The organism is Proteus sp. G4415, from assembly GCF_963896075.1.
GTDB lineage: Bacteria > Pseudomonadota > Gammaproteobacteria > Enterobacterales > Enterobacteriaceae > Proteus > Proteus mirabilis.
On the sequence record NZ_CAWQOK010000007.1, the window covers coordinates 1 to 21,398 of the forward strand.

Below are 21,398 nucleotides of genomic sequence, written 5' to 3' on the forward strand. Positions count from 1 at the left end.
GATCTCATGATTATTAATACTACATCAGCACCAGAAGCTATTGGTCCTTATTCACAAGCAATTAAAGTTGAAAATCATATTTATATTTCAGGTTGTTGCCCATTCAATACTCATGATGGTTCTGTTATGGGAAATGATATTGAAACACAAACATTAAAAGCTATGAATAATTTAAAAGCTATTATAGAAGCTGCCGGTGCATCAATGGATGATATTGTTAAAACGACTTGTTTTATTAAAGATATAAAAGATTTTCCTATTTTTAATAATATTTATTCTTCTTTTTTTACATCAGGAAAATACCCAGCTCGTTCATGTGTGGAAGTTTCTCGTCTACCTAAAGATGTTTTAATTGAAATAGAAGCTATCGCTTATAAAAAATAGGAAATATGATCATGAATAAATGGGGAAAATTATGTTTTCTTATTTTGGGTGGTGGGACTATATTCAAACTATCCAGCATGAAAGATGTATTTTATGTGCCAATGCAACAAGATTGGGGATTATCTAACACCCAAATTGGTTTTGGCTTTACTATTTATGCCATTATTCAAACAATCGGATTATTTTCATCATTGTATATTGCCGATCGCTTCTCTAAGAAAATTTTATTACCAGCGGGCTTAATTGGGGTAGGTTTATGTGGTGCTTATTTAAGCACACTGCCTCCTTTTACGGGTTATTTAATTGCATTTGGTGCAATGGCATTTTTCGGTGAGGTTGTTTATTGGCCTGTTTTACTAAAATCGGTACGTTTATTAGGAAATAAAGAAGAACAAGGACGTATGTTTGGTTTTCTAGAAGCTGGGCGAGGGGTTGTTGATGTTCTAGTAGCTTCGGGAGCTCTTTATATATTTGTTTTATTTGGTGAAGGTAAAACAGGTATGCAAGCAGGATTAATTTATTATACGCTTGCTACAATAATAGTAGGTATAATTACATATTTTATTGTGGATAATGACGATAAGAAGGAAACCTCCTCAGCAAGTGAAGCTAATCGCCAAGTTTTGGAAGGGATTAAAAATGTCGTAAAATGTCCTAACTTATGGTTAGCATCAATGAGTATCTTCTTTGTTTATTCTGCTTACTGTGGGTTAACTTATTTTATTCCTTTTTTAAAAGATATTTACGCACTACCAATAGCCCTTATCGGTGCCTATGGCATTATTAATCAATATGCACTAAAAATGATAGGTGGTCCATTAGGCGGATTTTTAGCTGACAAAGTTGCAAAATCGCCAACAATATATCTGAAATGGACATTTTTATTATCTGCGATTGCAATGGCTATTTTCATTATGTTGCCTCATGACTCAATGAATGTCTATTTAGGTATGACTGCAACATTAGGTTTCGGTGCAATCATTTTCTCGCAAAGAGCTATTTTCTTTGCACCAATGGATGAAATTGGAACACCAAGACAATATGCAGGTTCAGCGATGGCGTTTGGGTGTATTATTGGTTATATGCCTTCCATGTTTGCTTATGCTCTCTATGGGTCATTATTAGATAATTTTGAGGGCATTCAAGGATATAACTATGTATTTAGTATTATGGTCACTTTTAGTTTGCTTGGTTTTATTTGTGCAACCATATTAGCTAAGCGTATTAAAATGATAAATAACACTTTAAATATAGCTTAAAAATAGACACCGCTTAATTGTGATCTAGCAAACACTGCTTCATCGATTGGCATTAGCTAAATACGGCTATACCTAGTACAAGGAATGCACTTTAAGCGTTCTTCTGGTGGCGATAATAAATCAATATTTTGTTTATTGCCTTGGCGTAAACGACTTAATGTTTTGGCTAAACGCTCTTGCTCTAATGGATTAAGCAAATTGTTCAGGTAAATGGTGAGCGAGGGCGGTAATAACGAAAATGTACCACGTCGCCGTAGTAGCACTCATAATCAATAAGAATATAATTCACTCAGTATTCAATTGAGTTGATGATATAAATTGAAAAACCAGTCAACAAAAATTGGCTGGTTTTTTCTATATAAAGTAGAAATAAATAATTACTCAATTGGGTACATTTTATTGGCATATTCCAAGAGTGCATTAATTTCTATATTGATGGTAAGGGATTAGACAAATGGTTGGGGTTTGATCGGCAAACGGATTGGCGGTTTTTAGATTTTGATTTTGATATTTTTATTGTTGATAAAGATAACTTTCCTAATTACAATCGTAATAAAATAATTTACAGTAAAGCCGAACAATATTTAGGTATTAAACCTGTTTATAGTCAATTAGAGAATAATCGATTAGTGCTTTATCGTTGCCATTGTGGTAGTGATTATTGTTCTGTGATTTCTTGTACTTTAGATATTACAGAACATTAGGTGAAATGGAATAATATTGTATATAAGGATGGATTAGATAGAGAGGAGGCTTTAGATTTGGATAAGCATGGAATAACACCTATTAAACAATTTATATTTTCTAGAAAACAATATCAGCAGGTTTTTAATAAGTATTTAGACACTTATTTGTAAATGGTTAAATACTGATTTTATGTAGGGTTATGATTTATTGATTAATTCAATCACCTCTGCATCCATAAGTGGTGTGAGTTTTGCACTAATAACGATTTTTTTGTATTTGTTATTCAACCCACCGGCAATGACTTCATTGAATAATCGAATTTCTACTTGGGATAATCCATCTTCGGTACGTTCTAAAGGATGAATTACCACATTTCTTTTTCGACAAAAAAAGGATAATGGGTTAATACCTATTTGAGTAAGTGCTGTTCGTATCGCTTCAATAGCAGGGTAAAAATCACCAATTAACATTCGGCTATGAGTAAAATGACGTTCTACAGAAAATTCTTTTTTGGTGTGAAGATCACGAACTTCGATGCGATTAATATAAACTTTAATATAAATGGGTTCCATCAAGCTTATTCCTTTTTACTGATTAAATTAAGCCAATCGCTTCTTTTAAGGGTTTAAGGTAACGTCGACTGACCGGAATTTGTTTATTATTATGTAAAATAAGTTCTGCTTGTCCATTATCACCAAAAACAATTTCATTGACATAATCCATATTCACTAAATATTGACGATGGCAACGTACCAGCGGAGTGCGTGTTTCTAAAGTACGTAATGTAAGCTCAGTAAAACCTTCTTGCCCTTGATTATTGGTGACATAGACACCGCTTAATCGTGATGTAGCAAACACGGCTTCATCGATTGGCATTAGCCAAATACGGCTATGCCCAGTACAAGGAATGCACTTTAAGCGTTCTTCTGGTGGTGATAATAAATCAATATTTTGTTTATTGCCTTGGCGTAAACGACTTAATGTTTTGGCTAAACGCTCTTGCTCTAATGGTTTGAGCAAATAATCAAAAGCGTGCTCTTCGAATGCTTGAATAGCATATTCTTCAAATGCCGTTAAAAAGACAATATAAGGGCGATGTTCAGGATCAAGCATTGAGACCATTTCTAAGCCAGTAATACGTGGCATTTGAATATCAAGAAAAACCACATCAGGTTTTTTACGATGTATTTCCCCTATCGCCTCAATAGCATTACTGCATTCACCAATAATATGAATATCTTTTTCTTCTTCGAGTAAACAACGTAAATTTTCACGAGCAAGCGGCTCATCATCAACGATTAATATATTCATTGTTATGCTGCGTTATCCATATTTTTTTCTAAGGGTAAACAGATTTTTATTTTGGTATAGTTATCAGGCTGACACTCCACAAGTACACCATATAGATCACCATAGCGTAATTTAATCCGCTTATCGACAAGTCTCATTCCTAAACCGAGCTGATGTGATGCGCCTTGCGAATGATAAAGCCCTGCATTATCACTAATTTCGATCACTATTAAGTGGTCTTCTTGATGCGCTCTAATTGTAATCTTTCCGATGCCTAATAACTGTGATGTTCCATGTTTAATTGCATTCTCAACCATAGGCTGAAGCGAAAATGCAGGAAGGCGCGCAGTGGCTAAATGTTCAGGTATCTGAATATCTATCTGTAAACTTTCTTGAAAGCGCGCTTTTTCAATTTGTAAATAAGCCGTGACGTGTTCAATTTCATCACTGAGTGTCACTATCGCTTCGGGTCTTTTTAAATTCTTACGGAAAAAAGCCGACAGAAATTGCACTAACTGTTTTGCTTGATCACTATCACGACGAATAACGGCTTGTAATGTATTTAATGCATTAAATAAAAAGTGGGGATTGACTTGTGCGTGTAGTAATTTAATTTCTGATTCTAATAGTGATTGTTTATTTCTTTCGTATTGCCCGGCAAGAATTTGTGCTGATAATAGACTGGCGATCCCTTCTCCTAAGGTTCTATTAATGGAGCTAAATAAGCGATTCTTTGCTTCATAGAGCTTTATGGTGCCAATAACGCGATTATTTTCTCCTCGTAAAGGAATAACCAGTGTCGAGCCTAATTTACAATGTGGAGAAAGGGTACATCGATAAGGTGTCTCATTGCCGTCCGCATACACGACTTCGTTATTATTAATGGCTTGTTTAGATTGTTCTGAGGAAATCGGTGTACCCGGCAAATGATGATCAGCGCCAATACCAATAAAAGCGAGTAGTTTATCTCTATCCGTAATGGCGACAGCACTGACTTTTAATTCTTGGTAGATAACTTTTGCAACACGAGTACTATTATCTTGGTTAAAGCCTTTACGTAAAATACCTTCAGTGCAAACCGCAATTTTTAATGCTTGAGCGGAGAAAGCACTGGTATATTTTTCAAAAATGGCACGTCTATCTTGTAATATCCTAATAAACATCGCAGCACCTATTGTATTTGCTACAATCATAGGAGCGGCAATATTTTTTACTAAAGAAAGTGCTTCATCAAAAGGACGAGCGAGTAATAAAATAATACTCATCTGTATTATTTCGGCAAAAAAGGTGACGGTAGCCGCTGTCCAAGGATTAAATATGCGGTGCATTTGTCCATGTTTTACATAATAACGATGAACTAATCCACCAATTAATCCTTCTGCGATAGTGGATACCATACAACTTAACGCTGTCATTCCGCCGAGGGAATAGCGGTGTAAGCCACCCGTGAAGCCAACGAGAAAGCCTACATACGGGCCACCTAATAATCCGCCTAATACGGAGCCAATAGCACGGGTATTAGCAATAGAGTCATTAATATGCAATCCAAAATAGGTGCCCATAATGCAGAAAATGGAGAAAATCACATAGCACATTAATTTATGTGGAAGTTTGATAGTCACTTGTAAAAGAGGCGTAAATAGCGGCGTTTTGCTGAGAAACCACGCAATAATGAGATAAACGCACATTTGCTGTAATAACAGCAAAATTAAATCAAATTCGTACATAAGTTGTGTGTACCACTTTCTGTGTTTATTTAATAAATTAAAAAAACGTAGATAAAATGAGGCTATTCATGGAGTAATAAAATTTGGTATAAGAATAACTTAATCGCACTATCAAAGAAAATCTTCCTCTGAGTCAGTGATCTAGCGCACAAAATTCTTAAAGAAATAGCCAGTTATTGTGTAAGATAACGCTATCAGTGAGTGTTCTACTTCACTATTAAGGTCTAATCGTTATATGAAAAAAAGAGCCATCTATCTTATTTTATTAATGCTAATACTTATTGCATTAGCCGTTCTTTTCCGCGCGCATAATCAATATTTATTACTGCAAGGTGAAGTGGATGCACCTGAAGTTATTGTGGCCTCTAAAGCCAAAGGACGTGTTATAGAGCGTCATATTGAGCGGGGTGATGATGTTAAAGCGGGGCAATTGATGATCACCTTAGATAGCCCGGAACTCAATGCTCAAGTGGCTGCACTGGAAGCGGCAAAAGCCCAAGCTCAAGCTCAATTAGATCTCTCTATTCACGGTACAAGAGAAGAAAGCATTCGCAATTTACAAGCGATCTTATCTCAGGCGCAAGCACAAGCCACCAATGCAACGAAAGATTACCAACGTCTTAGTGCGGTCGCCAATAAAGGTTATGTCTCTGCCAATGAGCTTGATAGTGCTCGTAGTCGTCGAGATGTTGCCGTGCAGCAAGCAAAAGCCGCTCAAGCTGAGTTAGATGAAGCGAAAAACGGTGATCGTATTGAATTACGTGAGAAATACCGAGCCGCACTACAACAAGCAGAGCAGCAATTAATTGAGCTGAAAGTTCAGCAACAAGATTTACAGGTAAAAGCTCCGGTTGACGGCGAAGTGGGGCCTATTCCTGCGGAAGTGGGTGAGCTTTTTAATGCCAATAGCCCATTAGCTACGTTAATTCGTCTCCCTGAAGCCTATTTTGTATATAACTTGCGTGAAGATATTTTAGCCGATATCCGCAAAGGCGATCGCATCACCATCACTGTTCCTGCGTTAGGCAATAAAGAAGTGGAAGCAGAAGTTCGCTATATTGCTCCTATGGGAGATTACGCAACGAAAAGAGCGACGCGTGCAACAGGAGATTTCGACTTAAAAACCTTTGAAGTTCGACTGTATCCAACGTCACAAATTGAAGGACTACGTCCTGGTATGAGCGCATTATGGCGTTGGGATAAGTAAGGGCGAATAATGAGAGTAAAGGCAGCTTGGCGTGGTTTTAATAGCGCATTCTCACGAGAAACCCATATGGCAGTGCGAAGTCCAGTGTTCCACTGGCTAAGCTGGCTGTTTCCATTAATGTTATTCACATTAATTAGTGCTAACTTTTCAGAAGGTACTTTGCTGAACTTGCCAGTTTCCGTTATCAATAATGATAATAGTCCACTATCAAAAACGTTGATCCGAGATTTAAATGCAGGCTCTCATGCAAAATTAAGTGCGCTAGATACAAATCCGCGAACCGCCTTAGAGCAGTTAGGAAGTGCAAAAGATTACGCTATTTTAATGATCCCCCGCCATTTTGAAAAAGATGTATTAGCAGGTAAACAGCCGACAACCCGAATGTATTACAATGGGTTGTATTATGCTGCGGGTAGCTATGCTATACAGGATTTTAGCGGGTTAATTGCCGAGCTTAATGCTCAATATCGCACTGTTTTAGCGCAAGAGATGAATAAGCCAGTGCCGCCTTTAGCCAAAGTAACACTCTCTTATGACAGCCTGTTTAATGCCAGTGGTAGTTATATCTACTATCAACAATTTGCTGCAACCATTCATATGCTGCAACTCTTTGTTGTCACCTGCACGATTTACTCCTTATCACGGGGTAATATGCTATTAAACCTAAAACCTTTCACTTTTGCCCTAATAGGTAAATTAGCACCTTATACGCTGTTTTTCTTAACATTATTAATGGTTGAATTAGCGGCGTTGGTGCATTTTTCAGGGGCAAAAGTCAATGGTAATCCGCTTTATATGATATTGGTGGGGTTCTTTTATATCATCGCGGCACAAAGTATTGGGTTGCTGTTGTTTACATTTACCAATAGTGCGATAACCGCATACAGTATGATAGGTATGCTAGTGAGTATCGCCTTAGCTTTTTCAGGGATGGCGGTGCCTGAACTGTCGATGATATTACCTGCTCGAATCATTTCTAATCTAGAGCCATTAACGCACGCCTTAAATGCTATGTTTGATATCTTCTTAAGAGAAGTTTCGTTACAAGGTATTCTTTATGTGTGCACGCTTTTGTTGATTTATCCTTTTGCGATTGCGCTTTTAGTTCGCAAACGCATCTTTAAAAGATTGGAATTACAGGTAGGTGTCGTATGATGCAGATGTATTTCCAAACATTTAAGCGTGTTTTATTAGGCATGTTAGAAAAACCGATGTGGATGTTATTATTGGTTTCTCTTTGCATTATGAGTTTAGTCTACGCTAAACCTGTATTGTGGGATCTGCCTGTGGCGGTGATCAATCAAGATCATAGTCCCGCCAGTTATGCCCTTATCCGCTCATTAGATGCCACACCTAAATTAAGCTTAAAGGGATATGATAATTTAGATGAAGCTCGTCATGACATGATCATGCGTGAACTGTTTGCCATTATTATCATTCCAACAGATTTTGAAAAAAAACTGCTTAATGGCAAAAATGTTACCGTTCCTGTGTATGGGGATGCGACCAACCGCCTTGCTAGTGGACAAATTCAGCAAGAATTAATGCAGGCGTATCAGCAATTATTAGATAACTATAACGGCCGTATCTTACAAAATGCGGGTTTTAGTGCGACACAGTCAAAAATATTATTAAAACCGATCCAAAGTGAAACTATCGCCATGTATAACCCTGGGGTCAGTTTTGCCGCCATTATTTTCCCAGGCTTGTTAGTGATGTTATTGCAACACTCATTATTAATTGCTTGTGTACGAGTGAGTATCGCCGTCAGAGGAACGCCAAAAGGGAAGCCTCCGTTAGCGGTATATTTAGGCGCGCTATCTGCACTTATACCGATTTGGCTCTTTTTATCTTCGGTGTTCTTTGCACTATGGCCGTGGGTATTAGGCTATCGTCAAGAAGCCCCCCTCTATCAAATTTGGATGTTGACCTTCCCATTCTTATTAGCGGTATTAGGATTAGGTAAGTTGATCACCGAATGCTTGCGCAGTGTTGAGATGATTTACTTAACATTGGCATTTGTGACGACACCGGTATTCTATATTTCGGGAACTATTTGGCCATTACAAGCTATGCCAGATTGGGTATTGGCAATATCCTCTGCATTACCTTCTACATGGGCTGTAAATGCTATGGCCGGAATTAACCAGATGGGATTATCATTCCAAAGCATCCTAGGGGATATCGTGATGATGCTGGTTTTAGGCGTGATATATACCATTTTGGGGGTGTTAGTGGGTATGTTGCGCAATGGTGAGTTAAGGAAAATTACTCATCAATTTAAGCATTGGATGAGACATTATAATAAGTCAAATAGATAGTCCCAATGTGGGTAACAAATCAATAGTGGGATAACGACGGTGTTTTCCCACTTTAATTTATGCGATTTACGTTACCAAGAATGAACAAAAATATTCTTTATTCAACTAATTCTAAACCAGCCAGCTTACGCCAATAACCATTACAATCATGATGATGGATGGTGTTAATAGGGTGTGCGCCTTGTTCATTTTGGCGAAATTGTTTTAAGGTAGTAAAAACTTCATCAGACTGCGGTGAAAGACGGACGATATCGACTAAACCTGCCATTGAAGTTAAATCATTACCTAAATTGTAACAGTAGCCACTTTGCGTTTGAATACCATTTAAAACAAACACTTGTTGGTTTTCTTGTGATAATACCTGACGGCCTTGTGGGTATTTTTGACAGCAGGTTTCACAATCATCTTTAGCACGATTTTCCGAGCGAGCAGTAAAACAACGCGCTGAATAAGCCAAAGGAAGATGACCATAAGCGAATACTTCTACTTCAAATTTATCTCTAATCGCTAATTCTTCACATTGAATTAAAAGATTATTTAACCACTCACGAGATAGTTCAACTGGCATACACCAACGTATCATGCCTTGTTTCTGTAATAAACGTAGTGCATAAGCGTTATAGCAGTTTAATCCATGGCCTGCTACAAAAGGTAAATGACGCTCATAAAGCATATTGATCACACCAAAATCATGAGCCTCAACTAAAAATTCACCGTTATCCACCAGCTTTGCTATCTCTTTTAGTTCAGAAGGCGCTTGTAGTAGTGCTAAGGTAGAAAGGATCACTTGTTTACCACTTTTAGCCACTTCTTTGGCCAGATTAATCCAATCTTGTGGTTTAGTCTCACGGCGCTTACTACAGACTGTTTCGCCTAAGTAGATAATATCAGCATCGCTCTGTTTTGCTTGCTGATAAAATGTCTCAAGTGTTTCTTTTTGCCAATAATAAAGTACAGAGCCTAATGCGTATTTCATATTATTATCCCTTATTATTGCCATTTCCGGTGGTAAGCACCTAATGTTGTTTGTGTTCCTTCAGATATTTTTCCTAATGCACTCATCCAACGCGGTTGGGTTTTAAAACCTTGAGGATCTTTTTTACATTGGTCAATAGCTGCACGCCATACTCTTGCAACTTCAGTAACATACGCTGGGCTACGTTGGCGACCTTCAATTTTGACAGAGGCAATATTCATAGCCATAAGTTCAGGTAGTAGCGCTAGCGTATTTAAGCTGGTTGGCTCTTCTAAGGCGTGATAGCAGTGTTTATCAACAAAATAACGTCCTTTACATAAAGTAGGATACCCTGCATTTTCATCAGGAGCATAACGGTCTATTAAGACATCATTGAGGCGAGATTCCATACCTTGTGGTGTTTGCTGCCAACGGACAAAACGAGCTGGGGAACAGGCTCCGACAGTATTAGGCGATTCACCAGTTAGATAAGAGGAAAGATAACAGCGTCCTTCAGCCATGATGCACAAACTACCAAAGGCAAAGACTTCTAAAGGAACAGGACTACTTTGAGCCAATTGTTTGACTTGATGAATAGAAAGAACGCGTGGTAGTACAATACGTGCAACATCAAAATTGCGTTGATAAAATGCGATTGCCTGAGTATTAGTGGCCGACGCCTGTACCGATACATGACGCTCTATCTGTGGATAGCGTTCAGCTGCGTACTCTAGCATAGCAATATCGGCCAAAATTAATGCATCGGCACCTAAATGAGCCGCCATATCAATGGCTTTTTGCCAGCGTTCAAATCCATCAGGATGAGCAAAAGTATTAATGGCAATATGCAGTTTTCGCTGGTGGCGATGTACGTAATTGACGGCTTCTTGCAATTTCTTTTCTGTGAAGTTTAAGCCAGCAAAATGGCGAGCATTGGTGTCATCTTTTAAGCCGATATAAACGGCATCTGCACCATTATCAACAGCGGCTTTTAATGCGGGTAAGTTACCTGCTGGGCACAACAATTCCATCTTCACTTCCCTTTAGAGATTAAAAATGATCAGAAATTGTAATAAGCAGGATAAAAAAAGGTTTTGATTTAGGGCAGAGAATATTGAGTTTTACTTAAGTAAAATTAAATAACTCAAAATATGAACAACCGATTAACGGAATATTGATGTAGGATCGCAGAATCGCTATCTATATCTGGCACAATAGCCGCAATTAAATGTTAAGGAGTCCGAAAGTGTTTAATAAAATTCGCACCCGCCTAGTTAAAGATGGCCCTCGTTTCTTGCGTTACCCTTTGCAAATCACGCCATTTGCTTTGCAACGTGATATTTTAGAACAGTTTTTAAGTTGGCAATTCCGCGAAGCATTAGCTGAGGGGGATTTACACTTCTTAGAAGATAAATGGCTAAAGGTAGAAATTAAAGATTTACATTTGCAGTGGTTTATCAGTGTTTGTGATGATAAATTAATCGTAAGCCGTTCTGAAAAAGAAGATGTAAGTTTTAGTGGTAATGCTAACGATCTTATTTTAATTGCCGCGCGTAAAGAAGATCCGGACACCTTGTTTTTCCAACGACGCTTACAAATTGAGGGCGATACAGAACTTGGGTTATATGTTAAGAACCTAATGGATGCAATTGAGTTAGACTCTATGCCATCTGTATTGCGTTTTGGTTTACTACAATTGGCTGATTTTGTGAAAAGTGGCCTTCAAGATGAAGTTGAAGACACCGCACACAGCCATGAACTGAGCTCAACTTCATGCTAATACGTGTTGAAATTCCTGTTGATATTCCTGCTATTGATGATCTTTTACGCCAATCATTTCCAACAGGCGCAGAAGCCGATTTAGTTGGTCACTTACGTGAAGAGGGATTATTAACCTTAGGTATGGTGGCAATCAATGACGAAGGCCGGATTGTTGGTTATATCGGTTTTACACCTGTAGATATTGAGGGAAAAGATTGCCAATGGGTAGGACTTGCGCCATTAGCTGTGGCGCCACAATACCGTGGTCAGGGCATCGGTCGTCAATTGATTAATGAAGGGCTTGATAGCCTTAATGAGTTTGGTTATGGCGCTGTTGTGGTATTAGGTGAGCCAACTTATTATCAAAAATCAGGTTTTATACCGGCAAAATCACAAGGCTTGCATTGCAAATGGCCGAATACAGAAGAAGCATTTCAATTTTATGCTTTAGATAATGGCAATGTTGATGATATTCACGGCTTAGTGAACTTTTCGCCGTTATTTGATGAGGTTTGATAATCGCATCTTTTCATTATGCTAAATACTGTGCAACGTCTGAAGGCTGATCAATGATCAGCTTTTCTTTTTGTATTTTTTTTAACTGTTTTAAACGATATTCAAGTTGAGACGCTTGTTGCCTATCGCCAACTTGGCAATAAAACTCCAATGATAATGGGCCTTTCCCTCTTAGTGCTTTCGCGCCAGTTCCATTTTGATGCTGATTAAATCGTCGCTCAACATCCGTTGTTATTCCGGTATAAAGAGAGCCAAGACGATTTCTGACAATATAGATTGACCATTGAGTATCAGCCATCTTTTTTCCTTTTTGTGCTACTTATGATTTTAATAAACAAAATTTCTTAATTTCTAACGGTAGTTATTAACAAACAACTAAGTTTCAAATCTTGTAATTATATCAACACGTTGTGAAAAATTTATGACGTAAAAAACGTTTTTCTAAAAAAATACATTCAATTATTTTGAAAAAGAACAGCAATAATTGCTAATTTTAAAGTTAAATTAAAATGCATAATATGATCCACATCACAGAGACACACTCCGCGATAGATAACAAATTTAGAATTTAATTGGAGTTCATCATGAAAAAATCTACATTAATCGCTGCAACATTAGCTTTAAGTGCTATTTCATTCGGTTCAATCGCTGCTGACAGCGTAGCAACTAGCCATACCTCTACTGGTGAGTATATCACAATTACAGGTAACGATACTTTAGATGGCTTAACAACTAAAATTGCACAAATCGCAAAAGATGAAGGCGCAACTGGTTATAAAGTTATCGGTGCTACAGGTGACGATTATCTGACTGTAAATGCGGAAATTTATCGTTAATTTATAATTATTCTCGATAAGTTACCTGCACAAAGAGACACGCGGTAAGACGCTTGTTTTGGTGATATAATTATCACCTAAACAGCGTCTCTTTTAGTTTCTATGCAGGTAAATTATGTCTACGCCAGACTCGATCAAAATAATTAAACAATATATAGCCAGTCACCATGTGTTTACCTTATGTACAACTCGTGCATTAGGGGATATTTGGTGCGCGAATTGTTTCTATTGGTTCGATGAAAGCAACATGCGACTTGTTTTTCTCTCAGAAAAACATACACGACACGCACAAATGATGCAGGAAAATTTATTTGTTGCGGGCAGTATTAGTACTCAAGAGGTTTCTGTCGCCAATCTGCAAGGCGTTCAATTCACCGGTACAGTGTCTTTATTAACCGCTAATGACGACATCAGAGCAAGAAAACAGTATTGCTTACGTTTCCCTGTGGCGCTAGCCGCCATCCATGTGCCTTTATGGCAATTACAATTGCAAGAAATTAAAATGGTGAATAATCAGCTAGGCTTTGGTACTAAGCTCTTTTGGCAACGTCACTAAGTTACTGCTTATTGCCAAAAGTAGTAATTTTTTTGCTCCCAACCTTTTAAAGACATACATGAGGTATAGAATGTTTTTCTATCTTCTTGATTAATATCTGCTACATAGCTTTCTGTCATCGGAACACGTTCTGTATAGGTCTTTTTATCCCCACAACGCTCTTTGTCGTCTTTACGGCAAGTTTTTTCTACATCACGATAAACGGTGTGTTGTAGTACCTCTTTACGAATAGGGTAACGTGTATTCGCATCCAAATCACAAATTAACTTTGCTTCTTGTAATGTGTAATCGGGTACCCCTTTTGGCTCCCATTTACTACTACACCCAGTTATTAAAACGATTGAAATTAAAGGTAAAAAAACAAATTTCATATTAAATATTGTCATAAAAAGAAGAATTAAGAATACTAATCATAAAACAAAACTAATCACTTTGACTATTGTTTTTGAAAATGATTCGCATTTGATAACGGGGGTGACTAAATAGGAGCGCTTTATAATAGTGAAGTGATCCCCAGTAGTGAAGTGATTTGTCACTGGGGATCATGGGATATTACTCAAATAATGAAAGATTTTTTTCTATCTCTGCATCTATTTCAGTATGTTGGAGATGTTTAACACCAAGTTTCTTTTTCAATTCACTGCCTAGCTTCACGAGTTGATCTCGATTGGCTTTCGATTGCTTTTTACCCCATTTTTTTAAATGGTAGTTCAGTTCATGATCTTCAGAAAAGCTTACATATTTATTATCACTTAAAGGCATATATCCTCCAGTTAATTCAATGTGTATTACTTCAATTTATGGATCACCTGATTACTACTACCGCGCCACAGTAATGCGGGATCATAAAGTTCTTGTACGAATTTGCCGTCAATCAGTACGTTAATATAGCTAACGACTTCTTGTTGCTCTGGGGTTAAGTCAGCCAATAAATAGCCTGTCCAAACCCAAATATCTTTCTCAGGGCATTGCGTTTTAACACGTTTTACCAATTTTAATATAGCAGAAAGATTTTGGGGGTGCAGGGGATCACCACCGGAAAGTGATAGTCCTTGTCGTTTAATACGAGTGTCTTGTAAATCAGCAATGATCTGATCTTCCACTTCTTGGGTAAACGGCTTGCCAGATGTTAGTGACCAAGTTGATTTATTATAGCAACCACGACATTGGTGTACGCACCCTGCAACAAACAGGGTGCAACGTGTTCCTGGGCCATTGACAACATCAACAGGGTAATATTGATGGTAATTCACAGTATTAACCTAACTGACCATTAGCCAGATGTTTAACTCGACGTTTAACTTCTTCTTGTTTACCGGCATTAAATGGACGCGAATCAGGACTGCCTAAATAGCCACATACACGGCGTATCACCGAGACTCTTGCAGGGTTGTGATTACCGCATCGAGGGCAGGTAAAACCTTTACTGGTACAAGAAAATTCGCCGGTATAACCACAGTCATAACATTCATCAATAGGGGTGTTTGTGCCGTAGTAAGGGACACGGGTGTAGCTATAATCCCAAACGTCTTCTAATGCTTTTAGGTTATGTTGTAAGTTTGGATATTCGCCATAGCATATGAAACCACCATTGGCTAATGGCGGGTAAGGGGCTTCAAAATCCAACTTATCATATGGATTGACTTTTTTCTCTACATCTAAGTGGAAACTGTTGGTGTAATAACCTTTATCAGTCACCCCCGGTATAATACCGAATTCCGCTGCATCTAAACGGCAAAAACGGTCACATAAGTTTTCACTAGGTGTACTGTAAAGACTAAAACCATAGCCTGTTTCTGCTTTCCATTGATCTGTCGCTTCACGTAAACGCTGAATAATTGCTATTGCTTTAGCTCTCAATGTTTCATCATCAAAGACGTGTTTTTGCGTACCAAATAAGGCATTAATCGTTTCATGAACACCGATATAACCTAATGAAATGGAGGCCCGGCCATGTTTAAAAATTTCAGCAACACTGTCATCCGCTTTTAAACGTACGCCACAAGCACCTTCCATATAAAGAATAGGGGCAACACGTGCTTTGACGTTTTCTAAACGAGCAATTCGGGTCATTAAGGCTTTTTTAGCCAATTCAAGACGTTTATCAAGCAGCGACCAGAATGCGGCTTCATCTCCTTTGGCCTCAATGGCAATGCGTGGTAAGTTTAAACTGATCACCCCTAGGTTATTGCGCCCTTCGTGGAGCATCTCGCCATTTTCTTCATAGACGCCTAAGAAGCTACGACAACCCATTGGGGTTTTAAACGAGCCGGTTACTTTTACCACTTGATCGTAATTTAAAATATCAGGGTACATCCGCTTGCTTGCACATTCTAAAGCAAGTTGTTTGATGTCGTAGTTAGGATCACCAAATTTATGGTTTAAGCCATCTTTAATAGCAAAAACTAGTTTGGGGAAAACCGCTGTTTTGCGGTTTTTACCTAAACCCGCCATGCGATTTTCAAGGATTGAGCGTTGAATTAAACGTGCTTCTTTTGATGTGCCTAGGCCAAAGCCAAAGGTCACAAAAGGTGTTTGACCATTAGCCGTATGTAGAGTGTTAACTTCATATTCTAAAGATTGAAAAGCGTCATAACACTCTTTTTCTGTACGTGCGTTGGCGTAAGCTTCTTTATCCGCTATTTGCCATTCTTGCGCCACTTTATAGTGTTTGTCGTAACTGGCTTTGACAAAAGGTGCAAGGACTTCATCAATACGGTTGATTGTCGTGCCACCATAAATATGACTAGCGACTTGAGCAATGATCTGTGCAGTCACCGCAGTGGCTGTTGAAATGGATTTTGGCTGTTCTATTTCTGCATTACCCATCTTGAAACCGTTGGTTAACATACCATTGAGATCAATCAGCATGCAGTTAAACATAGGGAAAAAGGGTGAGTAATCGAGATCATGATAATGAATTTCACCGCGCTCATGAGCGAGTACCACATCTCTTGGCAGGATATGTAATTTTGCGTAATGTTTAGCCACAATTCCCGCAAGTAAATCGCGTTGGGTTGGGATAACTTTACTGTCTTTATTCGCATTCTCGTGCAAGATAGAGACATCACTCTGTTCGATAAGACCGCGGATTTCCTGAGTTAATCGTCCTCGTTGCTCACGAGCAACATCTCGGTCATGACGGTATTCAATATAAGCTCTGGCAATATCTTTGTGCTCGCCAGCCATCAGCTGATTTTCAACGGCGTCTTGGATCTCACGGATATCGACATTCGAACGTCCTGCGAGAGATTGTGAAACAGATTGAGCGACAAACTCACAATAATCATCATCAGTGATCTGACAAGCTTCGGCTGCTCTTTTGATAGCATCGCTGATGCGGGTTTGGTCAAAAGAGACTTTACATCCGTCTCGTTTTATCACTATGGTTTTCACAATCTGGCTCCTTAACTATTTATCCACAGGCTCTAATCCCATAAAAACAGGTGATGGCGTAGCATTGAGACTAATTGTGGATAAGGTGTGTATAATTACTATATGTTGTATCTGTGTATTTATTAAAGCACAATATATAGTAATTGGAAGCGAAATAATCTTGAGTAAAACTGATCTAAATCAAGGTATTTTTGCTACATCAGGCTTGGAGAGGGCTTGGCTGAATTGTAAATCTGAGATAAAAATGGCAGTAATAAATGATTGCTCATTTATTGAGAATATAAAAAAAGCAAAGTGCTCATAAAGAGTACTTTGCTTCTTTAATATGACAGGTAGAAAAATAAATTAGCGGATCGCGATAACTTCGATTTCTACTTTGGCATCTTTCGGTAAACGAGCAACTTCAACACAAGAGCGTGCTGGGAATGCTGCATTATGCTCTTTAAAGAAAGCTTCATAAGCTGCATTAATAGTACCGAAATCATTTAAATCTTTTACGAAAACAGTCGTTTTAATGATATTAGCAACGGTTAGACCTGCTTTTTCAATAATTGCTTTGACGTTTTCTAAAGATTGACGTGCTTGCTCTGCCGCATTGTCAGACACAAACTCACCCGTAGCAGGATCAACAGGTAATTGGCCTGATGTGATCACTAAATTACCTAAATCAACACCTTGTACATAAGGGCCGATTGCTGCAGGGGCTTTTTCGGTATTAATTTCGTAAGACATGTAGAACTCCTGTTTTTATAAGATTCATGCTAACGCTTGATTAGCTCAGCGCTATTATAGCCAGCGCAGAAGACGAGCAATATGATAGATATCAGGCTTTATCATAAAGTCTATAGGTATAAAAAGAAAATAATCCTAACGCTTTCTCGCCTTTTTATACGATATTTAGCCCATCTAAATCCCCCATTTATAGCAATTTTTTTTCTAAGATAGTGCTTATTAGCTATTTCTATTTTTTCATAAAAAGGGATCAACGCGATTGAGAGGGGATTATTCTATTTTTAGGGTAGGTGTTTACTATCTGCCCTATCAAGCAGGGCAGATAGCCAATAAGAAATCAACGAATAACGGCGTGGCGCTCAAATTCTTTTTCGCAATATTTGCAGGTTAATACCACGTCAGACGCGAATTTTTTTACGCGAAAGCTACTTTGTACCGGCTCATTATGGCTAATACAGTTGCTATTAGGGCAGGGTACAACATCTTCGAGTAATTCAGGTAAACTTAGCGCCATTTTATTGACGACTTGGTAGTCATCAATAATATTAACCGTCGCTTGAGGGGCATACATTGCTAAGCGATTTGCTTGCTCTGCGGTTAAAAAGACATTTTCAATTTTGATTAAATCTTTTTTACCTAGGTTTTCAGAAGGAAGATTAAAACCTACCGTTATTCTTTCGTCTGTTTCGGTTAAACGAAATAGAGATAGGATCTTAAAGCCCACCTGCGCCGGAATATGATCAATAACAGTCCCACGTTTGATAGCTTCAACTTTTAGTTTGTGATCATGAGTCATGGTGTGCTCCTTATTAAAGAACTAAGTTTTTATTTAGAACTAAGGCAAGTAGTGCCTGACGCGCGTAAATACCATTACCTGCTTGTTGGAAATAGTAAGCATAAGGGGTGTTATCAACATCGGTGGTAATTTCATCGATACGTGGCAGGGGGTGTAAGATCTTAAGATTATCTTTTACATTCACCAGATCAGCACTGGTTAAGATAAATTGGGCTTTGACATTGGCATATTCAGAAGGATCAAGGCGCTCTTTTTGTACCCGAGTCATATACAGGATATCCAGCTCTGACATCACTTCATCTACAGTTTCATGCTGACTATATTCAACACCATGCTCTTCGAGTAAATGCAAGATATGCTCTGGCATGGCCAGCACTTTGGGAGCAATAAAATAGAGGTGATTTCCTGTAAATTTTGCTAATGCTTGGGCTAGTGAATGTACTGTGCGGCCATATTTTAAATCACCTACCATCGCGATATTGAGGTTATCTAATCGGCCTTGTGTTTCTTTAATGGTAAACAAGTCTAGTAACGTTTGGCTTGGGTGTTGGTTGGCACCGTCCCCAGCATTAATAACGGGGATATCCCCAGCAAATTCAGAGGCCAAACGTGCCGCACCTTCTTGAGGATGACGAATAACAATGGCATCAGCATAAGTACGTAGTACGGAAATAGTATCAGCTAAGGTTTCCCCTTTTTTACCTAAAGAGGTGTTACTACCATCTGCAAAGCCAACCACAGACGCCCCTAAACGATGGATTGCTGTTTCAAAAGATAAGCGAGTGCGGGTGGAGGCTTCAAAAAAACAACTGGCAATCACTTTGTCTTTTAATAATTGGCTATTGGGGTGCTGTTTTAATTTGTCAGCAACATGGAGAACAGACTCCAGATCGTCTCGGTTCAGATCATTGATGGAGATAATATGCTTATGATAGAGCGGATTAGTCATTAGAGTTCTCCTTTGATGATACGATAAATGGTGCGATATGTGTTTTTCTACAGACCAAAAAAAACCCCTCAATGAGAGGGGTTTTAAAAAATAGCTTTTTGGAAAAAAGAGAGCGCTTACGACCGGTTAGGGTACGTAATGTGACAACAAATTGGCATTGGCGCTGTTTCATCTTTCCTCCTGACAAATTGTGGCGCATTATACGCATCTTAATCTTACACGCAAGCGTTTGCTTTTAATTTTTTGCAAAAAAATTTTTTTAATTTAAAAATCAATTAGCTTAAAGAAAAGGCAAAAAAGCACCCTTTGTTTAATCATTAAAAAACGGTGCTTTTGCATGAATATGTATTTTTAAAAAGGATTTGCTAAGGTCGCCACCATAACCGCTTTAATCGTGTGTAGACGATTTTCTGCTTCATCAAACACAATACTGTGTTTTGATTCAAAAACCTCGTTAGTGACTTCAAAACCACCATATAAGCCAAATTCTTCCGCTAATGCTTGCCCCATTGTTGTCTCTTCATCATGAAAAGCCGGTAAACAATGCAGAAATTTAACGTCTGGATTACCCGTTAGTTTGATTACATCCATATTAACCTGATAAGGTTTGAGTAACGTAATACGCTCTTTCCAAACATCTTTTGGCTCTCCCATAGATACCCACACATCCGTGTAGAGAAAATCGGCGTTTTTAACGCCTTCTGCGACATTTTCAGTTAAGGTAATTTTCCCCCCATTTTGCTGAGCGATATTTTGGCATTCAGCGATTAATTCTGCTTGTGGCCAACACGCTTTTGGTGCGACTAGGCGTAAATCCATTCCTGTTAAGGCAGCCGCTTCGAGTAGGGTATTGCCCATATTGTTACGAGCATCACCAAGATAAGCAAAAATGGTTTCTGATAATGGTTTTGTTTGATGTTCAGTAATAGTGAGCAAATCCGCTAATAATTGTGTGGGGTGAAACTCATCGGTTAATCCATTCCAAACCGGTACATCAGCATATTTTGCCAGCATTTCTACTGTTTTTTGGCCATAACCACGATATTGAATACCATCATACATACGTCCTAACACGCGAGCGGTATCTTTTATCGATTCTTTATGACCGATTTGGCTTCCTCCGCCGAGATAGGTTACATTCGCACCTTGATCAAAGGCGGCCACTTCAAAGGCACAACGGGTACGGGTGGAATCTTTTTCAAAAATCAGCGCAATATTTTTTCCTGTGAGATACTGCTGTTCATGGCCTGATTTTTTTGCTTGTTTGAGTTCTAGTGATAAAGCCAGTAATTGTTGTATTTCTGCTGATGAGAAGTCGAGCAAACGTAAAAATGATCTTTGGTAGAAAGGGTTCATAGATAAGTATCCTATAATTGAATTTATATTCAATTTAATACAATAAATATTCATCATCAACCCTTAAACGTCACTTTTGAATGAAAAACTCTGCGATATGAGCCTTATTTAACTATGGAGTGTTTATTCCCCCTGTGGGAGAATAACCAAGATATCTTTCAGACTATTGCGGAGCGGAATTATGGCGGACAGCAAAGAGCTAGCAGAACAACGTGAAGAAACACGTCTTATTATTGAAGAATTACTCGAAGATGGCAGTGATCCCGATGCACTGTACGCAATTGAACACCACATTTCATGTGAAAATTTTGAAACGTTAGAAAAAGCGGCTGTTGAAGTTTTTAAATTAGGTTATGAAGTCACCGAGCCTGAAGAAATTGAAATTGAATCAGGTGAGATCTTAGTCTGCTTTGATGCGGTTAGTGAAAGTGGTCTAAATGCTGAACTGATTGATGCGCAAGTAGAACAGTTAATGAATTTAGCGGAAAAAATGGGTGTCTATTACGACGGCTGGGGAACTTATTTTGAAGATCCCGACGCTGAGTATGATGACGAAGATGGCGAAAATGAAGATGACGAAAGCGAGTCTGATAAGTCATCACGCCTGCACTAATTGGCGCTATATGTTGTCCCAATGTACCAGTCTTTAGGTGCAAAAAAGAACACCCGC

27 protein-coding genes are annotated in these 21,398 nt (G+C 38.4%); 11 read left to right on the plus strand and 16 right to left on the minus strand.

The annotated features are described in order from the left end of the window. The first annotated feature begins 6 nt into the window (after nucleotides 1-6). Nucleotides 7-384 carry a RidA family protein gene (locus AACU95_RS00355; RefSeq protein ID WP_004246229.1) on the plus strand — a complete coding sequence of 126 codons (378 nt, stop codon included), beginning with the start codon at nucleotides 7-9 and terminating at the stop codon, nucleotides 382-384. Nucleotides 385-395: 11 nt separating this feature from the next. Beyond that, nucleotides 396-1,643 (plus strand): MFS transporter, encoded by a 1,248-nt coding sequence (locus AACU95_RS00360; RefSeq protein ID WP_036919636.1) that lies wholly within the window; start codon nucleotides 396-398, stop codon nucleotides 1,641-1,643. A 56-nt stretch (nucleotides 1,644-1,699) separates the two neighbouring features. On the opposite strand, the gene AACU95_RS00365 is transcribed toward AACU95_RS00360, so the two are convergent. Further along, complete coding sequence (locus AACU95_RS00365) at nucleotides 1,700-1,906, minus strand: hypothetical protein (protein WP_036919638.1); 207 nt, start codon at nucleotides 1,904-1,906, stop codon at nucleotides 1,700-1,702. A gap of 195 nt (nucleotides 1,907-2,101) precedes the next feature. On the opposite strand from AACU95_RS00365, the gene AACU95_RS00370 reads away from it, so the two are divergent. Further along, nucleotides 2,102-2,347: a hypothetical protein gene (locus tag AACU95_RS00370; protein WP_004246226.1), complete on the plus strand. Its 246-nt coding sequence runs from the start codon at nucleotides 2,102-2,104 to the stop codon at nucleotides 2,345-2,347. 180 nt (nucleotides 2,348-2,527) lie between these two features. On the opposite strand, the gene AACU95_RS00375 is transcribed toward AACU95_RS00370, so the two are convergent. From AACU95_RS00375 to AACU95_RS00385, 3 genes are read right to left on the minus strand one after another with little or no spacing between them, the layout of a single operon-like run. Beyond that, complete coding sequence (locus AACU95_RS00375; protein WP_004246224.1) at nucleotides 2,528-2,902, minus strand: YjaA family stress response protein; 375 nt, start codon at nucleotides 2,900-2,902, stop codon at nucleotides 2,528-2,530. 22 nt (nucleotides 2,903-2,924) lie between these two features. Next, nucleotides 2,925-3,641, minus strand: coding sequence for a two-component system response regulator BtsR (gene btsR, locus AACU95_RS00380; protein ID WP_004246223.1), 717 nt, complete (start codon nucleotides 3,639-3,641; stop codon nucleotides 2,925-2,927). Nucleotides 3,642-3,643: 2 nt separating this feature from the next. Next, on the minus strand, nucleotides 3,644-5,347 hold the full coding sequence (locus AACU95_RS00385) for a sensor histidine kinase (RefSeq protein ID WP_004246222.1): 1,704 nt from the start codon (nucleotides 5,345-5,347) through the stop codon (nucleotides 3,644-3,646). Nucleotides 5,348-5,582: 235 nt separating this feature from the next. On the opposite strand from AACU95_RS00385, the gene AACU95_RS00390 reads away from it, so the two are divergent. From AACU95_RS00390 to AACU95_RS00400, 3 genes are read left to right on the plus strand one after another with little or no spacing between them, the layout of a single operon-like run. After that, entirely contained in the window at nucleotides 5,583-6,554 is a 972-nt protein-coding gene (locus AACU95_RS00390) for an HlyD family secretion protein (RefSeq protein ID WP_036894062.1), read from the plus strand. 9 nt (nucleotides 6,555-6,563) lie between these two features. Then, a complete protein-coding gene (locus AACU95_RS00395) occupies nucleotides 6,564-7,709 on the plus strand; it encodes an ABC transporter permease (RefSeq protein WP_004246220.1) in 1,146 nt (381 codons plus the stop codon). Continuing rightward, a complete protein-coding gene (locus tag AACU95_RS00400; protein ID WP_036894064.1) occupies nucleotides 7,709-8,875 on the plus strand; it encodes an ABC transporter permease in 1,167 nt (388 codons plus the stop codon). Before AACU95_RS00395 ends, AACU95_RS00400 begins: the two co-directional genes overlap by 1 nt. Nucleotides 8,876-8,972: 97 nt before the next feature. On the opposite strand, the gene AACU95_RS00405 is transcribed toward AACU95_RS00400, so the two are convergent. Both AACU95_RS00405 and ubiU read right to left on the minus strand, forming a co-directional pair. Continuing rightward, on the minus strand, nucleotides 8,973-9,851 hold the full coding sequence (locus tag AACU95_RS00405; RefSeq protein ID WP_004249589.1) for a U32 family peptidase: 879 nt from the start codon (nucleotides 9,849-9,851) through the stop codon (nucleotides 8,973-8,975). Between the two features lie 14 nt (nucleotides 9,852-9,865). Further along, nucleotides 9,866-10,861, minus strand: coding sequence for a ubiquinone anaerobic biosynthesis protein UbiU (gene ubiU / locus AACU95_RS00410; RefSeq protein WP_004246211.1), 996 nt, complete (start codon nucleotides 10,859-10,861; stop codon nucleotides 9,866-9,868). A 215-nt stretch (nucleotides 10,862-11,076) separates the two neighbouring features. Here ubiU and ubiT point away from each other — a divergent pair, with 215 nt between their 5' ends. Together ubiT and AACU95_RS00420 are read left to right on the plus strand one after the other, a co-directional pair. Next, nucleotides 11,077-11,610, plus strand: a complete 534-nt coding sequence (gene ubiT, locus AACU95_RS00415; protein WP_004249588.1) for a ubiquinone anaerobic biosynthesis accessory factor UbiT — start codon at nucleotides 11,077-11,079, stop codon at nucleotides 11,608-11,610. Beyond that, entirely contained in the window at nucleotides 11,604-12,107 is a 504-nt protein-coding gene (locus AACU95_RS00420) for a GNAT family N-acetyltransferase (protein WP_004246209.1), read from the plus strand. The genes ubiT and AACU95_RS00420 overlap by 7 nt, the downstream gene beginning before the upstream one ends. Before the next feature lie 16 nt (nucleotides 12,108-12,123). Here the strand turns inward: AACU95_RS00420 and AACU95_RS00425 are convergent, their stop codons facing one another. Then, nucleotides 12,124-12,405 carry a GIY-YIG nuclease family protein gene (locus tag AACU95_RS00425; protein ID WP_004246208.1) on the minus strand — a complete coding sequence of 94 codons (282 nt, stop codon included), beginning with the start codon at nucleotides 12,403-12,405 and terminating at the stop codon, nucleotides 12,124-12,126. Between the two features lie 286 nt (nucleotides 12,406-12,691). Between AACU95_RS00425 and AACU95_RS00430 the strand changes: the two genes are divergently transcribed. Then, nucleotides 12,692-12,943, plus strand: a complete 252-nt coding sequence (locus AACU95_RS00430; RefSeq protein ID WP_004246207.1) for a YdgH/BhsA/McbA-like domain containing protein — start codon at nucleotides 12,692-12,694, stop codon at nucleotides 12,941-12,943. Between the two features lie 115 nt (nucleotides 12,944-13,058). After that, complete coding sequence (locus AACU95_RS00435; RefSeq protein WP_004246206.1) at nucleotides 13,059-13,499, plus strand: YhbP family protein; 441 nt, start codon at nucleotides 13,059-13,061, stop codon at nucleotides 13,497-13,499. A gap of 8 nt (nucleotides 13,500-13,507) precedes the next feature. Here AACU95_RS00435 and AACU95_RS00440 read toward each other — a convergent pair whose 3' ends face one another. The 9 genes from AACU95_RS00440 to argF all read right to left on the minus strand — a co-directional run bounded on the left by AACU95_RS00440 (nucleotide 13,508) and on the right by argF (nucleotide 20,728). Then, nucleotides 13,508-13,870: a hypothetical protein gene (locus tag AACU95_RS00440; RefSeq protein WP_012368742.1), complete on the minus strand. Its 363-nt coding sequence runs from the start codon at nucleotides 13,868-13,870 to the stop codon at nucleotides 13,508-13,510. A gap of 181 nt (nucleotides 13,871-14,051) precedes the next feature. After that, the gene (locus AACU95_RS00445; protein WP_004246204.1) at nucleotides 14,052-14,261 is read right to left on the minus strand and encodes a hypothetical protein; all 210 of its coding nucleotides are present in this window, start codon (nucleotides 14,259-14,261) and stop codon (nucleotides 14,052-14,054) included. A gap of 26 nt (nucleotides 14,262-14,287) precedes the next feature. Beyond that, a complete protein-coding gene (nrdG, locus tag AACU95_RS00450) occupies nucleotides 14,288-14,752 on the minus strand; it encodes an anaerobic ribonucleoside-triphosphate reductase-activating protein (protein ID WP_004246203.1) in 465 nt (154 codons plus the stop codon). A gap of 4 nt (nucleotides 14,753-14,756) precedes the next feature. After that, nucleotides 14,757-16,895: an anaerobic ribonucleoside-triphosphate reductase gene (nrdD, locus tag AACU95_RS00455; RefSeq protein ID WP_004246202.1), complete on the minus strand. Its 2,139-nt coding sequence runs from the start codon at nucleotides 16,893-16,895 to the stop codon at nucleotides 14,757-14,759. A 345-nt stretch (nucleotides 16,896-17,240) separates the two neighbouring features. Then, on the minus strand, nucleotides 17,241-17,627 hold the full coding sequence (locus tag AACU95_RS00460; RefSeq protein ID WP_004246200.1) for a RidA family protein: 387 nt from the start codon (nucleotides 17,625-17,627) through the stop codon (nucleotides 17,241-17,243). A 337-nt stretch (nucleotides 17,628-17,964) separates the two neighbouring features. After that, a complete protein-coding gene (pyrI, locus tag AACU95_RS00465) occupies nucleotides 17,965-18,423 on the minus strand; it encodes an aspartate carbamoyltransferase regulatory subunit (RefSeq protein ID WP_004246198.1) in 459 nt (152 codons plus the stop codon). A gap of 13 nt (nucleotides 18,424-18,436) precedes the next feature. Further along, on the minus strand, nucleotides 18,437-19,372 hold the full coding sequence (gene pyrB, locus AACU95_RS00470) for an aspartate carbamoyltransferase (protein ID WP_004246197.1): 936 nt from the start codon (nucleotides 19,370-19,372) through the stop codon (nucleotides 18,437-18,439). Beyond that, the gene (locus AACU95_RS00475) at nucleotides 19,365-19,544 is read right to left on the minus strand and encodes a hypothetical protein (protein WP_004252960.1); all 180 of its coding nucleotides are present in this window, start codon (nucleotides 19,542-19,544) and stop codon (nucleotides 19,365-19,367) included. Before AACU95_RS00475 ends, pyrB begins: the two co-directional genes overlap by 8 nt. Nucleotides 19,545-19,723: 179 nt before the next feature. After that, nucleotides 19,724-20,728: an ornithine carbamoyltransferase gene (argF, locus tag AACU95_RS00480; protein ID WP_049257550.1), complete on the minus strand. Its 1,005-nt coding sequence runs from the start codon at nucleotides 20,726-20,728 to the stop codon at nucleotides 19,724-19,726. A gap of 181 nt (nucleotides 20,729-20,909) precedes the next feature. On the opposite strand from argF, the gene rraB reads away from it, so the two are divergent. Next, nucleotides 20,910-21,341, plus strand: a complete 432-nt coding sequence (gene rraB, locus AACU95_RS00485; protein WP_004246194.1) for a ribonuclease E inhibitor RraB — start codon at nucleotides 20,910-20,912, stop codon at nucleotides 21,339-21,341. Nucleotides 21,342-21,398: the final 57 nt, after the last annotated feature.

Excerpts from the sequence above, each read along its gene's own strand:
- AACU95_RS00355 (WP_004246229.1), top strand. The coding sequence starts at position 7 with ATGATTATTAATACTACATCAGCACCAGAAGCTATTGGTCCTTATTCA.
- AACU95_RS00460 (WP_004246200.1), bottom strand. The coding sequence starts at position 17,627 with ATGTCTTACGAAATTAATACCGAAAAAGCCCCTGCAGCAATCGGCCCT.
- AACU95_RS00435 (WP_004246206.1), top strand. The coding sequence starts at position 13,059 with ATGTCTACGCCAGACTCGATCAAAATAATTAAACAATATATAGCCAGT.
- AACU95_RS00445 (WP_004246204.1), bottom strand. The coding sequence starts at position 14,261 with ATGCCTTTAAGTGATAATAAATATGTAAGCTTTTCTGAAGATCATGAA.
- AACU95_RS00360 (WP_036919636.1), top strand. The coding sequence starts at position 396 with ATGAATAAATGGGGAAAATTATGTTTTCTTATTTTGGGTGGTGGGACT.
- AACU95_RS00475 (WP_004252960.1), bottom strand. The coding sequence starts at position 19,544 with ATGAAACAGCGCCAATGCCAATTTGTTGTCACATTACGTACCCTAACC.
- ubiU (WP_004246211.1), bottom strand. The coding sequence starts at position 10,861 with ATGGAATTGTTGTGCCCAGCAGGTAACTTACCCGCATTAAAAGCCGCT.
- AACU95_RS00385 (WP_004246222.1), bottom strand. The coding sequence starts at position 5,347 with ATGTACGAATTTGATTTAATTTTGCTGTTATTACAGCAAATGTGCGTT.
- AACU95_RS00395 (WP_004246220.1), top strand. The coding sequence starts at position 6,564 with ATGAGAGTAAAGGCAGCTTGGCGTGGTTTTAATAGCGCATTCTCACGA.
- btsR (WP_004246223.1), bottom strand. The coding sequence starts at position 3,641 with ATGAATATATTAATCGTTGATGATGAGCCGCTTGCTCGTGAAAATTTA.
- AACU95_RS00390 (WP_036894062.1), top strand. The coding sequence starts at position 5,583 with ATGAAAAAAAGAGCCATCTATCTTATTTTATTAATGCTAATACTTATT.
- rraB (WP_004246194.1), top strand. The coding sequence starts at position 20,910 with ATGGCGGACAGCAAAGAGCTAGCAGAACAACGTGAAGAAACACGTCTT.
- AACU95_RS00375 (WP_004246224.1), bottom strand. The coding sequence starts at position 2,902 with ATGGAACCCATTTATATTAAAGTTTATATTAATCGCATCGAAGTTCGT.
- argF (WP_049257550.1), bottom strand. The coding sequence starts at position 20,728 with ATGAACCCTTTCTACCAAAGATCATTTTTACGTTTGCTCGACTTCTCA.
- pyrI (WP_004246198.1), bottom strand. The coding sequence starts at position 18,423 with ATGACTCATGATCACAAACTAAAAGTTGAAGCTATCAAACGTGGGACT.
- pyrB (WP_004246197.1), bottom strand. The coding sequence starts at position 19,372 with ATGACTAATCCGCTCTATCATAAGCATATTATCTCCATCAATGATCTG.
- AACU95_RS00425 (WP_004246208.1), bottom strand. The coding sequence starts at position 12,405 with ATGGCTGATACTCAATGGTCAATCTATATTGTCAGAAATCGTCTTGGC.
- AACU95_RS00440 (WP_012368742.1), bottom strand. The coding sequence starts at position 13,870 with ATGAAATTTGTTTTTTTACCTTTAATTTCAATCGTTTTAATAACTGGG.
- AACU95_RS00400 (WP_036894064.1), top strand. The coding sequence starts at position 7,709 with ATGCAGATGTATTTCCAAACATTTAAGCGTGTTTTATTAGGCATGTTA.
- AACU95_RS00430 (WP_004246207.1), top strand. The coding sequence starts at position 12,692 with ATGAAAAAATCTACATTAATCGCTGCAACATTAGCTTTAAGTGCTATT.
- AACU95_RS00420 (WP_004246209.1), top strand. The coding sequence starts at position 11,604 with ATGCTAATACGTGTTGAAATTCCTGTTGATATTCCTGCTATTGATGAT.
- AACU95_RS00405 (WP_004249589.1), bottom strand. The coding sequence starts at position 9,851 with ATGAAATACGCATTAGGCTCTGTACTTTATTATTGGCAAAAAGAAACA.